This window comes from Marinomonas vaga, assembly GCF_055388305.1.
Genome location: NZ_AP043903.1, coordinates 1,929,976 through 1,945,345, shown reverse-complemented (window position 1 = coordinate 1,945,345; position 15,370 = coordinate 1,929,976). Strand labels below are relative to the sequence as shown.

19 protein-coding genes are annotated in these 15,370 nt (G+C 47.4%); 11 read left to right on the top strand and 8 right to left on the bottom strand.

The genetic code is table 11. The features are described 5' to 3' along the window. Positions 1-15: 15 nt before the first annotated feature. Positions 16-861: a sulfurtransferase gene (locus ACZ5DR_RS09055; RefSeq protein ID WP_377368379.1), complete on the bottom strand. Its 846-nt coding sequence runs from the start codon at positions 859-861 to the stop codon at positions 16-18. A gap of 107 nt (positions 862-968) precedes the next feature. On the opposite strand from ACZ5DR_RS09055, the gene ACZ5DR_RS09050 reads away from it, so the two are divergent. After that, entirely contained in the window at positions 969-1,727 is a 759-nt protein-coding gene (locus tag ACZ5DR_RS09050; RefSeq protein ID WP_377368381.1) for a TlyA family RNA methyltransferase, read from the top strand. Here ACZ5DR_RS09050 and ACZ5DR_RS09045 read toward each other — a convergent pair. The 7 genes from ACZ5DR_RS09045 to ACZ5DR_RS09015 all read right to left on the bottom strand — a co-directional run bounded on the left by ACZ5DR_RS09045 (position 1,724) and on the right by ACZ5DR_RS09015 (position 9,735). Next, positions 1,724-3,100: an MATE family efflux transporter gene (locus ACZ5DR_RS09045; RefSeq protein ID WP_377368383.1), complete on the bottom strand. Its 1,377-nt coding sequence runs from the start codon at positions 3,098-3,100 to the stop codon at positions 1,724-1,726. The two genes, ACZ5DR_RS09050 and ACZ5DR_RS09045, sit on opposite strands and share 4 nt — an antisense overlap. Positions 3,101-3,211: 111 nt before the next feature. Further along, a complete protein-coding gene (gene lon / locus ACZ5DR_RS09040; protein ID WP_377368385.1) occupies positions 3,212-5,641 on the bottom strand; it encodes an endopeptidase La in 2,430 nt (809 codons plus the stop codon). A 152-nt stretch (positions 5,642-5,793) separates the two neighbouring features. Beyond that, on the bottom strand, positions 5,794-6,408 hold the full coding sequence (locus ACZ5DR_RS09035; protein WP_377368387.1) for a LysE family translocator: 615 nt from the start codon (positions 6,406-6,408) through the stop codon (positions 5,794-5,796). Continuing rightward, positions 6,405-7,085, bottom strand: coding sequence for a TetR/AcrR family transcriptional regulator (locus tag ACZ5DR_RS09030; RefSeq protein WP_377368388.1), 681 nt, complete (start codon positions 7,083-7,085; stop codon positions 6,405-6,407). Before ACZ5DR_RS09030 ends, ACZ5DR_RS09035 begins: the two co-directional genes overlap by 4 nt. A gap of 192 nt (positions 7,086-7,277) precedes the next feature. After that, a complete protein-coding gene (locus ACZ5DR_RS09025) occupies positions 7,278-8,279 on the bottom strand; it encodes a phage integrase (RefSeq protein ID WP_377368390.1) in 1,002 nt (333 codons plus the stop codon). After that, positions 8,269-9,063 (bottom strand): hypothetical protein, encoded by a 795-nt coding sequence (locus ACZ5DR_RS09020; protein ID WP_377368392.1) that lies wholly within the window; start codon positions 9,061-9,063, stop codon positions 8,269-8,271. The genes ACZ5DR_RS09025 and ACZ5DR_RS09020 overlap by 11 nt, the downstream gene beginning before the upstream one ends. A 24-nt stretch (positions 9,064-9,087) precedes the next feature. Then, the gene (locus ACZ5DR_RS09015; RefSeq protein ID WP_377368394.1) at positions 9,088-9,735 is read right to left on the bottom strand and encodes a LexA family transcriptional regulator; all 648 of its coding nucleotides are present in this window, start codon (positions 9,733-9,735) and stop codon (positions 9,088-9,090) included. Positions 9,736-9,868: 133 nt separating this feature from the next. Here ACZ5DR_RS09015 and ACZ5DR_RS09010 point away from each other — a divergent pair, with 133 nt between their 5' ends. The 10 genes from ACZ5DR_RS09010 to ACZ5DR_RS08965 all read left to right on the top strand — a co-directional run bounded on the left by ACZ5DR_RS09010 (position 9,869) and on the right by ACZ5DR_RS08965 (position 15,370). After that, positions 9,869-10,126: a hypothetical protein gene (locus ACZ5DR_RS09010; RefSeq protein ID WP_377368396.1), complete on the top strand. Its 258-nt coding sequence runs from the start codon at positions 9,869-9,871 to the stop codon at positions 10,124-10,126. Positions 10,127-10,135: 9 nt separating this feature from the next. Further along, positions 10,136-10,306, top strand: a complete 171-nt coding sequence (locus ACZ5DR_RS09005) for a hypothetical protein (RefSeq protein ID WP_377368398.1) — start codon at positions 10,136-10,138, stop codon at positions 10,304-10,306. Positions 10,307-10,317: 11 nt separating this feature from the next. After that, a complete protein-coding gene (locus ACZ5DR_RS09000; RefSeq protein ID WP_377368400.1) occupies positions 10,318-10,710 on the top strand; it encodes a hypothetical protein in 393 nt (130 codons plus the stop codon). A 9-nt stretch (positions 10,711-10,719) separates the two neighbouring features. Further along, the gene (locus tag ACZ5DR_RS08995) at positions 10,720-12,462 is read left to right on the top strand and encodes a replication endonuclease (RefSeq protein WP_377368402.1); all 1,743 of its coding nucleotides are present in this window, start codon (positions 10,720-10,722) and stop codon (positions 12,460-12,462) included. Between the two features lie 13 nt (positions 12,463-12,475). Continuing rightward, a complete protein-coding gene (locus ACZ5DR_RS08990) occupies positions 12,476-12,676 on the top strand; it encodes a hypothetical protein (RefSeq protein ID WP_377368403.1) in 201 nt (66 codons plus the stop codon). After that, entirely contained in the window at positions 12,666-13,118 is a 453-nt protein-coding gene (locus tag ACZ5DR_RS08985; protein ID WP_377368405.1) for a hypothetical protein, read from the top strand. Before ACZ5DR_RS08990 ends, ACZ5DR_RS08985 begins: the two co-directional genes overlap by 11 nt. A 2-nt stretch (positions 13,119-13,120) precedes the next feature. Continuing rightward, the gene (locus ACZ5DR_RS08980) at positions 13,121-13,600 is read left to right on the top strand and encodes a hypothetical protein (protein ID WP_377368407.1); all 480 of its coding nucleotides are present in this window, start codon (positions 13,121-13,123) and stop codon (positions 13,598-13,600) included. Further along, positions 13,590-14,204 carry a hypothetical protein gene (locus ACZ5DR_RS08975; protein ID WP_377368409.1) on the top strand — a complete coding sequence of 205 codons (615 nt, stop codon included), beginning with the start codon at positions 13,590-13,592 and terminating at the stop codon, positions 14,202-14,204. The genes ACZ5DR_RS08980 and ACZ5DR_RS08975 overlap by 11 nt, the downstream gene beginning before the upstream one ends. Before the next feature lie 143 nt (positions 14,205-14,347). Continuing rightward, complete coding sequence (locus ACZ5DR_RS08970) at positions 14,348-14,503, top strand: hypothetical protein (protein ID WP_377368411.1); 156 nt, start codon at positions 14,348-14,350, stop codon at positions 14,501-14,503. A 3-nt stretch (positions 14,504-14,506) separates the two neighbouring features. Further along, a complete protein-coding gene (locus ACZ5DR_RS08965) occupies positions 14,507-15,370 on the top strand; it encodes a hypothetical protein (protein ID WP_377368413.1) in 864 nt (287 codons plus the stop codon).

Below are 15,370 nucleotides of genomic sequence, written 5' to 3'. Positions count from 1 at the left end.
ACAGCTCTATGACTATCAAGCATCAGATAAGGCTAACTGCCTTTGAATACGCTTGGCCCATTGGCTCCAAGAGCCAACGTACACATGTTTAGCCTCCAAACCTGCATGGTTCATCGCCAACACATTGTGACAGGCAGTCACACCTGAGCCACAGTAATAGACCACCGGCACATCCACTTCCCCTAACAAGGCACTCCACTCATCAAACAACACATCCGGTGATTTCATTTGGCCGCTGGGCCGCAAGTTATCAGCAAATGGACGATTCAAGGCGCCGGGAATATGCCCAGCAACGGGATCCATGGTTTCGTTTAATCCTTGAAAGCGGTCTTGTGCCCGAGCGTCAATCAGTTGAAACTGCCCTGATTCAAAATTCGTCACCACATGCTCTTCAGAAATAAACCAAGGAAACTGCACATCTACTGAGTATTTCGCCGGCGTGGCAGTGGTTTTAACGGAAGTGACGTCATAGCCGGCATTTACCCAAGCAGGAAAGCCCCCATCTAATACCATCACTTCGATTCCCTGCTGAACCAACATCCACCATGCCCGAGCAGCAAAGGCTCCTCCCATGTCATCGTACACAACCACCTGCGAGCTGGGTTCAATACCCCACTGTTGAATTGAAGCAGACAATGCTTTTGCATCAGGCAACGGATGACGTCCTGACGTTTCCGTTTCCGCACCAGCTAGATCATGATGTAAATCTACAAAGACCGCCCCTGGTATATGCCCCTTATGGAATTCTTGTTGACCTTTCGATAGGTCATTCAAATAGAAACGACAATCCAAAACAACCAAGTCAGACTGGGATAAAACAGCCTTAAGCTGAGCTGCACTTATTAAGGTGGGCAGTGCCATACCAAGGATCTCCTTAAGTTCTAAAACTTCATGGGTAGGAAGCCTCTAGCCTACTTTGAATCGCATGACTTTGCTATGATGAGCACAACTCAAATCAGATAATTCCCATGAAACGCATCGACCAATTACTTACCGAAAAGCAATTCACTAAATCTCGCTCCCAAGCTCAATCCTTTATTAGTGAAGGCAAAGTTCAAGTCTGTATTAATGGCACCTGGGCTCAGGTCACCAAAGCCAGTTTCAAAATTGAAGAAGACTGGGAAATCAAGCTCACTTTGACGGACGAAGATCGGTATGTTTCTCGAGGCGCCCTGAAACTATCAGGAGCGTTAGAACAGGCCCAAATGGACTTAAAAGGCTTTACGGTATTAGATGTCGGCCAATCCACGGGGGGATTCACCGACTGTGCGTTACAGTTTGGCGCAACAAAAGTCGTCGGTGTTGAAGTGGGCCATGACCAGCTCGACCCTCGTCTACGCTCACGGGATGATGTTGTGTGTCTCGAGGGATTAAATGCCCGCCATCTGACACAGGCAGACCTAGGAGAACACTTCCCTGAGGAAGGATTCGACGCCGTAGTCATGGACGTGTCCTTCATCTCTCAAACCAAAATACTGTCGCAACTGCCTGCCCTATTAGGTTCCTCAGGACATCTTATTACCCTGGTAAAACCTCAGTTCGAACTAGGTAAAGAAGCCATTGGTAAAGGCGGGATAGTTAAGGATCAACTAAAGGTGGCACAACTGGAACAACAGATGAAAGACCTGATACGAGAGCTAGGATTTAGCGTTATCAGTTATAACAAAAGCCAGATCAAAGGGGGCGACGGCAATCAAGAGTTCGTCCTACATGCCGTCAAAAACTAAGGCAACATCTCATCGGAATGCACGGATTCGGCCAAGGTCATTTCCGTGCGATACTCCAGCTCATTGATATAGCGGCGCGCCATCACAAAACCAATACATCCAAAAATCACCGACCCCATAGCCTGACCAAACAACACCCCTTCAGCCCCCATAAAGAGACCAAAAAAGGTAATCAAAGGCCAGGTTCCCAAAGTCGCCCGACCAAAGTTCAACAAGGTACTGTTTAATGGTTTGCCAAGGTTATTGAACACCGCAATCCCAATAAACAACAAACTCTGGAAGAAAAAGCTAAAGGACACATAGGTAGCAAAGAAGCGAATCAGATCTGCCGTTTCATTGCTGGCATTAAAGATCGAGACCAGAAAACCCTGAGACAAATACAAGGCCGAACACAATACAAGACAATAGCCCAAGGCATACACCACAGCGCTAGTCATCGCATGATGCATTCGCTGGAATTGTTTTGCCCCATAATTTTGCGCAAGGATAGGCCCCACGGCACCAGACAAAGCAAACAAACCACCAAACACCACAGGGATAACCCGCCCAATGATAGCGACACCCGCCACCGCATCGTCCCCAAAGCTGGCCGCATGCTCCATGACAATGGCATTCGCCAAAGGCGAAGACATATTCGTTAACATAGCGGGAACGGCAATTTTGGCAATGGGCTTTAGATCTTGCAGGCATTCCATTAAATCAAATTCGCCGATCATACGATGTACTTTCACCACACCGTAGTAGGTCACCACCACCATAGAAAGTCTTGCACACAATGATGCAATAGCCGCCCCATGGATTCCTAAGCCAAATACAAAGATTAAAATAGGATCCAAAACCGCATTGACCACACTGCATAAGAGGGTCGCGTACATGGCTCGCTTGGCATCCCCTAGAGCACGCATAATACCGGAGCCAATCATACCTATCATGACCGCAGGCATGCCCAACAAAAGAATATGGAGATAGCCAGTGGCCAAATCCAAGGTACGCATGTCCGCACCTAAGAAATGCAAAATAGCCGGAATTCGAGGCCAAAGAAGCCACACCACCACACTGGAAAATATCACCCCAACACCGAGCACATGGGTCGCTCGGCGACGTGCTAATTCGATGTCTCCCTGCCCCACGGCACGGGCCACTAAGGCCGTGGCGGAAATGGACACAGCGATACTCAAAGACACAGTAAAGAAGATAACAGTGCTGGCAAAGCCGACCGCTGCCACGATTTCTTTTTCACCCAGCATCGACAAAAACAACATGTCGACCAAATCCACAAGAAACATCGCCATTAAACCGAGTGCGCCTGTGAAAGACATCACAGTCACATGTTTAAACGTAGAGCCTCGGGTAAGCGTTGCTTGCCTGGACATCAGGGTCCTCAAAGATGAATAAATGAAAATAAAAAGGGCCGAGCAATTGCTTGCTCGGCCCGTATTCTCTCACGTCTTCATTGCGGTGAGAACGCATCTAATGGGGAGAATTTAATGAAGCCCTCGATCACTCTTAGCAAATACGACTTTTTCAACATCAGCAAAACGTTCTGCGAAATGCACTGTCATATCCGCTTTTACTGACTCTGGCAGCTCTTCAAAATCCCGGCGGTTCGCTTCCGGCAATATCACCTCATTGATCTTGCTCCGTTTCGCCGCAATGATTTTTTCGCGGATACCGCCAACGGGGAGCACTTGCCCTGTCAATGTCAGCTCACCGGTCATGGCCAATTGACGCTGTACTGGCTCTCCCCGGGCCAAAGACATCAAGGCCGTGGCCATGGTAATGCCTGCACTTGGGCCGTCTTTTGGGGTCGCCCCTTCTGGCACGTGCAAATGCACCAAGCATTTATCAAAGAACTCCTCGTTACGCTGGTAGCTTTTTGCATGGGACAATACATAGGAGTAGGCAATCTCTGCCGACTCCTTCATCACCTCTCCGAGCTTGCCTGTCAGCTTAAGACCGCGGCTCAACTCATGCACTCGGTTTGCTTCCACTGGCAAGGTTGCACCTCCCATAGAGGTCCAGGCCAAACCAGTGACCACACCCACTCCACGCAAGGTTTTCTCTGCGCGGAAATACGGCATCCCTAGGAAGGCTTCTACATCTTTCACCCCTACATTGATGCTGTCTTTTTCACCAGTCATCAGCTGCACCACCGCCTTACGCAGGATTTTCTGTAATAACTTATCCAGGCCACGGACACCCGCTTCACGGGCATAGGATTCAATAATGTGCTTTAACGCCGCATCAGTGATGTTCAACTGTTTCTTCAACAGCTTGTTGCGCTTCAAAAGCTTAGGCCACAAGTGCTGTTTGGCTATGGCCAATTTCTCTTCTGCGATATAGCCGGACAAGCGGATCACATCCATACGGTCCAAAAGCGGTGCCGGAATGGTATCCAGCTGGTTCGCAGTACAGACAAACAGTGCCTTAGATAAGTCCACACGCATGTCCAAATAGTGGTCAAGAAACTCGCTGTTTTGCTCAGGATCTAAGGCCTCTAGCAAGGCTGAAGCAGGATCACCTTGGAACGAAGAGCCGATCTTATCGATCTCATCCAACATGATCACTGGGTTTTCTACTTCCACGTCTTTTAATGCCTGTACAAATTTACCAGGCAAGGCACCAATATAGGTTCGGCGATGGCCTTTGATCTCAGACTCATCGCGCATTCCCCCAAGGCTGAAGCGGTAAAACTGCCGATTCAGAGACTCAGCAATGGATTTACCGATAGAGGTTTTACCGACCCCTGGTGGGCCCACAAGTAACAAAATAGAACCGCCCATTTCCCCTCGATGAGCGCCCAACGCTAGGAATTCAGTAATGCGGTCTTTCACATCCCCTAGCCCCGAGTGATGACTTCCTAGCACCTCTCGAGCTTTGGCAATATCAAGATTATCATCGGAGTGAACGCCCCAGGGAATAGACGTTGCCCAGTCCAGATAATTGCGCGTCACGCCGTATTCCGGTGAACCCACCTCTAGGATGCTCAGCTTTTGCAATTCTTCATCAATCTTCTTCTGGGCGGCTTCTGGTACTGTCTTGCCTTCTAGACGCGCTTCAAACATATCAATGTCTGTGGTGCGGTCGTCTTTTGAAATCCCTAACTCTTTCTGAATAACCTTGAGCTGCTCCTTTAGGAAAAACTCCCTTTGGTGCTTGCTGATCTTGTCATTCACTTCCGCACTGATCTCGTTTTGCAAACGGGCGATCTCAAGCTCTTTGCGCAGCAACATGAGCGACGAGCTTAAGCGAGGCACCACTGCAGTCGTTGCCAACACATCATAAAGCTCTTGCGGCTCAGCAGAGGTAATTGACGCTGCAAAGTCCGCCAGTAAACCAGGCTCATTAAAAGAAAAGCGCCCAAGGTACTGACGCAGATCTTCGCTAAACAAAGGATTCAGGCGAATCAGCTCTTTGATAGCATCCAAGATTGCAATGGAGTATGCCTTCGACTCGTCGTCTTTTACCTTAGAATCATTTACATAACGAACACGGGCACGGTATGGGGCAGTGTCGTCTAACCACTCAACGACCTCAATCCGTTTCAAACCTTGAGCAAGGAAGGTCACCTTATCGCCTTGCTTTTCAACACGATGAATGCGCGCCACACAGCCAATTTGATTAAAAGTATCCACATGCGGAGCGCCCTTTCCGGTTCGCTCAGCATAAATAAGCCCAACCACCGCTTGAGGCTGATCGGAAATATCTTCTAAGGTGGATTCCCAAGGATCGGCATCCACCATGACAGGCTGCACCTGTGCAGGGAAAAATGGACGACTGGAAACCGGTAAAATATGAAGGATTTCGGGCAAGACATCATCAAGCAATGCCAAACCACGGGGATCGCTGATAGTGACTTCCTCACCATCAATTGTGTCTTCTACAGGGTCAATGTACTTCTCTTCGTCACTCATAAGTCTCTATCTCAGCAAATCAGACTGATTAAAGTCAGTTTCGGAATGTTAAAACTTATGTAGTGTCAATTGGCAGAATTACAATACAAAAGGAGCAAGGTGCAGGGTTGCTCCTTTTTTATTGGAGAAATATGAAAGGTATCTCTGTACCACTAACGCAGCGCTAAAAACGACCCCGCACCGACCATCAAGCCACCAGCGCCACGATTCAAAAACTTCATGGAACGAGCGGACTTCATATAACGACGGGCTTGTGCTGCCCCTAAGGAGATAGTCGTCAAAGCCAACATTAACGCCACAAAGGTCAAGCCCGAGGCGATGACAATATCGCTACCACGTAACGCCGTAATGTCCATAAAAGTGGGCAAAAATGCGATGTAAAACAAAATCACTTTAGGGTTAGATGAGGAAATCAAAAAGCCCTGCAGCGCCGCGCTCCACCCTTGCTTACGGGACGACGCCTCATCCTCAACCATGGGCGTTACGGGAGACGTCCACATTTTCCAGCCCAAATAGAGTAAGTAGGCGGCACCAATATAACGGATCGCCACAAACAAGGTTTCCCATTGCTCAGCAATCGCAGCCAAGCCAAAGCAAGCCATGATCAGATATAAAATATCCCCACACACCATACCAATGGACAGCGGCAAAGTGCGGCGCACACCATTACTTAAACTTTTAGCCAATACTGCAAAAGTGCCTGGTCCCGGTGTGATCCCGAACACTAAGATAGCGATAAAAAAGGTGATACCACTTTCTAAACTCATAAGGATTCCTCAATGCCGCAGGTGACTAACACCATCCGCGTCACAAACTGTTTTGCGTCGTCGAAGTCATCTTCCGATAACTCGTCTTTACCTAATAAAATCTTAACCTGCGCCCCAAAATCCGCATAGGTTTGTGTAAGCGCCCACATACTAATAAATAAATGCTCAACCGACACAGACTTCATTAACCCCTGTGCAGCCCAAGCTTCAATAATGGCCTGCTCTTTCTTTAACTCTTCTACGAAAAACCGACGTAAATACTCCAACACAAAGGGCTCTTCACCGATTAATGCCATGGCAAATACTTTCGATGCACTGGGACGCAAGCGAGACTGGTCTATCTTTTCACTGATGTAACGGGTCAGGTTCGCCTTTGGGCCGTCCTCTTGATTAAAGCGACTGACCGACTCTAGCCATGCTTGCATGATACGCTCAAGCACCGCCTCTAACAGATCTTTTTTTGAGCGATAATAATAGTGAATATTCGCTTTAGGCAGCCCCGCCTCATCAGCGATAGCTTGTGTGGTCGTTTTCGCTAACCCTTGGCGTGCAAACACCTGCTCAGCCGTCTCTAAAATAAGAGCCTGGTTTTGAGCACGAATATGAGTTTTAAGCTGATCTTTAGGGCGTTTAGGGGATTCGGACAAAGGTGCCTCGGCTAACATCTGTTTAAACATCGCACAAGATTAATGAACTAAAACTGCGCGTTAATTTGCGTATATTAGCATTTTATAGGGTGGCCTAGAAGAAAATAGAAGTGAGATTGCGGGAGGTTTAGACATAAAAATGGGGAGCAAAGCAACTTTGTTGCGATTCTCAAGACATTGAAACTAAAAGACTTTTCTATCCATAGTTTTCAGAGTGTCCATTTAGTGTCCATCTGATTTAAACGGATTAAATTTTACAGCGTCCTGCAGGTGATCTGGAGCAAGGTGGGCATAACGCATGGTCATGGAAATGTCAGAGTGTCCAAGTATTCTTTGTAGTGCCAAAATATTGCCTCCATTGATTATAAAATGGCTGGCAAACGTATGACGTAGAACGTGTGTGTTCTGCCCTCTTGGTAACTCAATTCCTGTTTCCGCTATTGTCTTACGAAAGCACACCCGACAATTGTCGAACAACTCATAGGGGCGCTCTTTCGCTCTAGCTCTAAGCAATTTGTACAAATCGCGATCTATCGGAATGGTTCTATTTTTGCCGCCCTTGGTATCCGTAAAAGTCACCTTGTTATTGATAATACGGCTGGCAGTTAAACCCTCCGCTTCCCCCCAACGAGCTCCAGTCGAAAGACAAACACGGGCAACCAGTTCCGTTTCTGGTTTATAGCTGTCACGTAGTGCCACCAATAAATCATCAATTTGAGAACGCGTTAGGTAGTGCATCTCGGTGTCTTTTTGCTTTAACGCAGTGACCTTTTTAAGCGGGTTTTCGTAGTCGATTTCCCCCAGGTCATTCAAGCCGTTATAGACACTGATCAGATAATGAAACTCACGGTTAACAGTAGACGGGGCTGTACCCGAGGCAATACGCTGGGAGCGATACTGACTAAATTGGCTAGGCTTCAATTCTGAGGCTATAGGGTCGCCCATAGCCTCAGCAACACGTTGTATTTTCCTTAAACGGGGTTCGTTATACCGCAAGTGCTGACCTAAATGCTGATACCAAATAGCAATGATCTCAGAAAGGGTACGCCGATCGGCTGGACGAGGTTGCCACGGTTTACCTGTTGCCACCAATTGCGCTTCTACAAACTTTTGGTAACGCTCGGCTTCCGCCTTGGTTTTGCACGTCTTGCGGTAGCGTTTGCCATTCGCTCCCCCTGCCCTAAAGTCTACTTTCCAGCCGTCCTTTGTTTGCTTAATCGACACCTCCCACCTCCATGTCAAATGTGGGAATAGACTGTTCTGGGGACTCAGGCATATCTATTAGTATTTTTGGAATTCGCTTCCCGTAAACAGGAACAGAAAACCAATAAAGTTCAACACTAGCGTGGCGAGACACACCTATATTATCTCGATAATGAATCCAGCATTTTTTGAACATTGGGATTTTCCCCTGATCCTCAACATCCAAATAATAAGCGAACTCAGTCTTTATTTTCACTGACTCGCCTTTCTCCAATATCTGCACAACCTCTGAACAGCAATATCCTTGCGAGTTTTTTATATAGATATCGGTTGATGTAGAGCCGATATTTTTAAACGAGAAAGCAATACATGTTTGATTCTCATGTTCGTACTTGTGCCCAAAAGCTTGAATGAAATTTGGCTGATTAGCACTAAACACACCTAATCGTTCCTCTTGATACATTGCCCTTGTGAGTTCAAGAGATTCTCGAGTTAACTCTAGATTAATCTTAGTCTCTAAAGCTTGCCTATTATTATTGGCCGATTGGTTCAAATAACCAATAATCAGCCAAACAAAGACTCCTGTAGATGTAATTCCTGAAAGATAAGATCCTATATCTTGAATCTTCACGCCTTTAATTTCAGTGCCTATTGTGAATGGAATTGAAATATACAATACGAGAATAGCCATGCTTATAACAGCCATGAAGCCTACAAAGTTGGCAATCAATCTTTCATTCTTAAGATACCAATTCAAATCTTTCTCTTTTGGAAAAAAGAAGAAGAACAATTTTATAAATTTCATACTCAAACTTCCTGTATAAACTATTTAAACTATCTTTCTACCGAACCAAACAACACGGCCAATAATCGTTAATCGGTCTAAGTCATGCTTTGATATTTCAATGCTCATGTGATGATGATTATCACTGGTTACCGCTACACGACCATCTAGCAGCTTTTGTACTCGCTTAACAAATAATTCACCCTCGTAGTTGATGACATATATCCCACCGTCACTGCCTACGATATTTTGTGTTCGGTCAATAAGTAGAGAATCGCCATTAGTGATAGTCGGCTCCATTGAGTCGCCACGCGCATAGATACCAATCAGGTCATTGGAATTAATTCCCTCCCGCGCTAACCACTCACGACTTAGTGTTAGATGTTGCTCAATTGCCTCTGCTTCGACCAATGAGCCGCCGCCCGCGCTGGCTTGAATAGCGTATTGCGGCACTGAGTAATGCTTTGCTGTGCTTCCTGACTCCATCATTTCTCCTTTTCCTGTTAACAGCCACTCAAGTGAAACCCCCTTTTCTAAAGCCGTTGTACAAACTTCCTTATAGGGAATGACGTTTCGATTTTTCCAATTTTTCACGCCACTAGCGCTCACACCTAATGCCTCACATAGCTGAGTGTTGCTTTCAGCATTATGAACCTGTCTCAACCTTTCAATCACATCAATAGAATTATTCATTCAAAAAAGCCCTTTGGTTTATTTTTAACCTTTACTTTTGGTAATTTGAAACCTAACATCTCAATCAAAGCTAATATGAAACCCAAAAGTAGCTATAACGACCACAAACGTACAAGTTAAGGAGTGTAGACCAATGTCTATAGATTCAAAAGAGCCAAAAAAGGTGTCATTCGTACAAATTGAGTCTGAAGGGACTCAAGTTGTATTTGGATTACCGCCATATATGAGCGCTAAAAACTGGGCTCTCTTGGTTGGTGATAAAACAGAGGGAGCTGTAAAGAAGGATCTGCAAACAGGTGCAATTGCTCGTTATCAACCTGTGGAAGGTGGACGAGTATATGTGAATGTACTCAAAGAAATGCAACGCGCTGAAACCGCACCAGATTTCTAGGAGCTAACAATGGACGTTACTTACGAACAAATCTGCATTGACTGCAACTGGAAAGGCTCTGAATCAGAACTGCATTTTCTGGACGGGTGGAACGTCTGCCCAGAGTGCCACCAGCCTGAATTCCTCATGACTGGCGAAGACCTAGATGCCGAGCCATGGGACGAGCTAGCGCCGTTTTAAAGGGGGACGTAATGACCCCTTTAGAACTTAGCCGCTCCCAACTTGCAGCCTTTATGACCACCCGACCACCGCAAAACCTGTTTTATCACTTATTACACGCTATGAAGGAAGAAAAAGCCGTGATCAATCAAGAAGCCGAAAACCGCTTTTTTAACATGCTCGAAGCAGCTCCCGAGCTAAAGCAATACTGGGACGCTGACGAACGTATGCCCAAAATGAGGTCTATCCAAACAGTGCTACACAACCGCCCCAAAGAAGACGGCGTTTTATTGCGCTTCTTCGGTTCTGTCTGGTTTGGTAACTCTGACATGTTCGACTTTGATTTTATGCACGCTATGAAGTGCATGAATGATCGAGAGCTTAAAATTGTGCGCCGCTGGATGGCCGCACCGTTCTGGCCGTAGGGGGTGACTATGTTTACACCTACTGCTCATTGTGTCGTTTGGCGTAATGAACTGTTATCAGGTTTAAGCCCTCAAGATGTGGGCTTTTTACGCTCGCGTCTTGACGAGTTAGACCAGACAAAAGGCTATGTAGCTTCTAATACATGGCTACGTGGTGCCATTGATCGTGTAAAGCTCATTAGCAAACTTGAAAAAACAGGGATGCGTAACATTGTGCTACGTGAAGCAGACCGCCGTCAGAAGCGTGAAAACCAACAAGCGGCTATGGATTGGTTACGCGGTGTGGTGGATCGTTTGTACTTCTGTGACGAGTGGATTACCGACTTAACAGGCGACAAGCTCACGGCATGGGCAAAAGAGAAAAGCCGCCGTTTTGAAATGTCAGCTAAAGCCTTTTTGGTCCGTCAAAATACACACTTCTTTGAGTTCGTTAAAAGCGAGGCTGAAACAGTTAATGCACTGTTTGACAAATGGCATGATGACGACAAAGTACAGGCTCTTATGCTTCGAATGTTTACCCCTGAGTGGTGGATACGCCAAGCTAAACGCCATTACCGCGCCGTGGAGAATATCCGTCGTGAATGCGGTGAGGTCTCCAATCAAGAGTCCCCGTATGTTTCCCGCTGGGGTATTCATCGCCACCGCAAACAGAAACAAGCGAACCGCGCTTTTCTGGAAAGCTGGGAGGCTACTAACCAATACGGCCAAAGCTTTCTGCTTTCAGACCTTGCCAGTAAAAGCGTTTCTAACCCAATTCACAACAAGGCAGAATTGAGCGTCAGGGTTAAGGGCGTTCAATTCTTGGCGGTTGAACATGGGCATATAGGCTGGTTTTTAACGCTTACATGCCCGTCCAAGTATCACCCAGTACATAAGAAATCAGGCCACCGTAACCGCAAGTTTTATGACTTCGGTTGCCCTTCCCCACGGGATGCCCAGCAATACCTAAACGGCCAATGGAAAAAGATCAGGGCGGCGTGTGCTCGTGAGTCTATCCACTTCTACGGTTTACGCGCTGTAGAGCCACACCATGACGGCACCCCCCATTGGCACATGATCCTATTTGTTCACCCGAAACAAAGTAAGCGCATGCTAGCGATTATGGAAAAGTACGCTTATGAAGTGGACGGTAACGAAAAAGGCGCGGATCACAGCCGTTTTGATAAGAAATTCTTAGACCCAGCAAAAGGCGGCGCGGCTTCTTACGTTGCCAAATACATTGCTAAGAACATAGACGGCTTAGACGCTAATGGTGAGTGTGTCGGCATTGATAAGGACACAGGATGCACCTTTGTCGATGCCGCCGAACGTGTACAGGCTTGGAAAAGCCGCCACGGTATCCGCCAGTTTCAATTTTTGGGCGGTGTCTCTGTGACCGTATGGCGTGAAATCCGCCGTTTGAAAGACTCTCTACCAGAAACGTTTATCGACATTTACCAAGCCGCCATTGGTAACGATTGGAAGCGTTTTACTGAATTGATGGGCGGCGTGTCGGCTGGCCGTAACCAAACCCTCAAACCTTTCTACAACAACCAAGAGCTAAACCAGTTTGGCGAGCCTAAGCAGTGCATAGAAGGCTTGTTTCAAGCGTCTAGCGCTGAGCTAGTCATTACACGCCTGTACGAGTGGACAGTGCAGCGTATTGGCTCTGGCTCTTTGGCTTTAGGAGCGGCGAAGCCGTTCCCTAGAAATCGTGTCAATAACTGTACGGGGGGCGGAATCGCCCCGAATTCTCCCCCCGTTTATCACTAAAGGAAACCAATGAATGACTAAGCAAATGACCAGAATGGAAAAAATCGAAAAAGGGCTCAACAAGCTGGGCAACAACTTCACCACGGCGGATACGCTGGGGGCCTTTTCTATGGGTAAGAAAATCGAATTAGCAGAAGAATCCAGCCGCCTAGCCTATGCGGTGCTGTCTGCTGTCGTGGATGAATTAAAGGAGATTAAAGCTAATGGCCAGTAAAGCGGAAGTAATCGGTGAAATCGTTTGTGAGTGTGGGCGTTGTGCCTACGTGGAACAAACCAAGCGTAAGGGTGATTTTTTACAGGTGCGTTGTAGTGCCTGTGGTGTGGATCAACGTACTGGGAAGACTATCCAGACACGTTGGAAAAGCACCATGAAACCTGTCGGACACTATCACGATAGTAAAACCGTAGCGCCTTATGGGGCCGAGACGGTAGAGCCAGTTGCAGAGACTAAAACGGACACTATCGGGAATAGTACCGATACACTCAAAGTTACACTGCCAGAACCCGCCGCAAAGCCAGCAATCACACGCCGCGAGACTATCAAGCCACGAACACAAACTAATGGAACAAGCACCCTCTTAGGTTTAGGTGTCTTCGTAGTATTCGCGGGTGTATCGGTGTTGGGTTCAGAACTACTAAAAGCTACTAAGGGGTAAGCATGAAAGACGAATTTGAAACGCAGACAGATGAACTATTAGAAGATCAAAACAGTGTATTCGAGGGGGAAAGTGACCCTGACGAGGGGTTATCTCTTGATGCATTAATCAGTGACGCACAGGAAGAAGCAGAACAGGAAGCCGCTCCCAGTGCTGAGGAAGAAGCTGAAAACCACGAACGGGCGGAACGCCTCGCGGCTCGCTTCAATAATATGCTGTGGTGGGGCCTGTCTAAAGCCTATCCACTGGCTGAAGTAGAAGACGAGAAAATAGAAGCGGGGGCGGCGGCGCTGGTTCCACTGGCTGAAAAGTACGGTGACTCTATGCCGTCATGGGTGGATGACTTCATGGAAAAGCCCGAAATCAAAGCGGGGCTGTATGTTGGATCGGCAATCATGGCGGCGCGTGCTTCGCACTTATTGGAAGCCACTAAACAACAAGAAGACACAGAAACCGAAAAAGGGGGCGCACTTGGCAACTAACGCAGATACAAGCTTGCCGAACCGTCACCGCTTTATCACCGCCATTACGGGTGGTGGTAAAACACAGGCCATTAAGAACCTTGTGAAGAACTCAAAACGAGCGGTGTTTTGGGACCCTGATAATGATCACACCTGCAAGCACTACAACGACAAGCAAGCATTTCTCATGGCCCTAAAAGCGGTCATGGCAAAAGGTGGGCGGATTGGTTGGAACGGTGACGATGATGAAGTCACGTTTGAATGGTTCATGATGTGTATGTGGGCGGCGTTGGATGGCTCTAAGCCGCTTGATATTGTGATCGAGGAAGCGGCGGACGTGGGCCTAAAACAATCTATGCCCAAGTGGACGGGCAAAATGTGGCGGCGCTCTCGTAAGTATGGCGGCATTCTGACCGTTGGCACCCAGCGGGTTCAGGAAGTGCCTAAATCTTTCATTACCCAAGCGGGGGAAACTTATATCGGTATCCAACGGGCTAATGACCAGCACTATATTAAACGCCAAACAGGACTGGCACCGGAAAAAATGGGGGCACTTGATCCCCTCAACTTCTACAAAGTCGTCAAAGACACCTTCAAAAAAGTGACGTTCAAGTACATTGGCTAGGCGAAAAGCGCACTTTTTCAACGAATTTCATACTATCCATACTATAGCGATACTATCGGCGGGTTGACCGCCATAGTATCTCGCCCTCTATCGTTCCCCCTGCAAAACGCAAACAAACAACCTTTCATACACAAGGGGAACAAATGAACCAAACATTAGAAAAGGTCAAAAGCTCTGTTGACTGGAAAACCGTCGTTTCTGTCGGTGTCGGTCTGGCGGCTTTTGGTGTCGCCGTCTATGCGGTGAAGAAATCAGGCAAGACTGGTAAAAAAGTCGCGTCTGTCGTTACAGGGGGTTAATCCATGCGTCATTTGTACGAAGAATTAAACCCGTTTTCAGGTGAGCTAACAAAAGGCAAACGCCTGTCTTTGACGTTGCCAGCGAACACAGTTTTTCGCTCGTTCCTGATCTTCACCAACATTGATCCGCAATTCATTGAAGCGGTAGAGCTGGCAAACGGTTCTGACGTGCCGATTCCATTGTCTGCTGACGAACTGTTAATGATGGAACGCCACCACAAGCGCCCAACGGTTAAAGGGGTTATCCCTTTTCATGTTGCCGATGTTCGTGCCCGTACGCTGCCAGGTCAAGACTCACTAGAGCGTCCAAGCGGCCCGAATGATGCTCATGAATTGCGTGTTCGTCTTTCCACTGGATTGCCTGCAAGCAATGGCTACTACCTTTATGCACGTGCCTTGTTTGCTTCACCTATCACGGTTTTGCGTGATGGTAATGGCATGCCTATTCGTGGTGTCGATGGTTCTATCAGCATGGGCCAACGTGTGCGAACCAATGAGCGCCGCTTTGAACGTCACACCATCAACAACGTGAGTAAGGGTGTCATTGTTTACGACAAACTGCCCCGCGGCCCAAAACTGCGCGCACTCTACATCAAGGGCAATGTGTCCAAGATCGAAATGGAAGCCCGTAAAGGCGGCACCGTGGTGAAACGTATGGAGCTAGACCGCGAAACCTTGGAATACATCCAAGTCGCGGAACAAGACCTAGCACCTCAAGAGGGTTACTTCATCTTCAACCCAGTTGGTTCGGGCTTTATGTCTGACGAGATGATGACGGCGTACGACTCGTTGCAATTCAAATTGCACCACGAATCAGATAACCAAACCATCGACATCCTAGCGGACATTAACGCCTCGTTGGCGTAA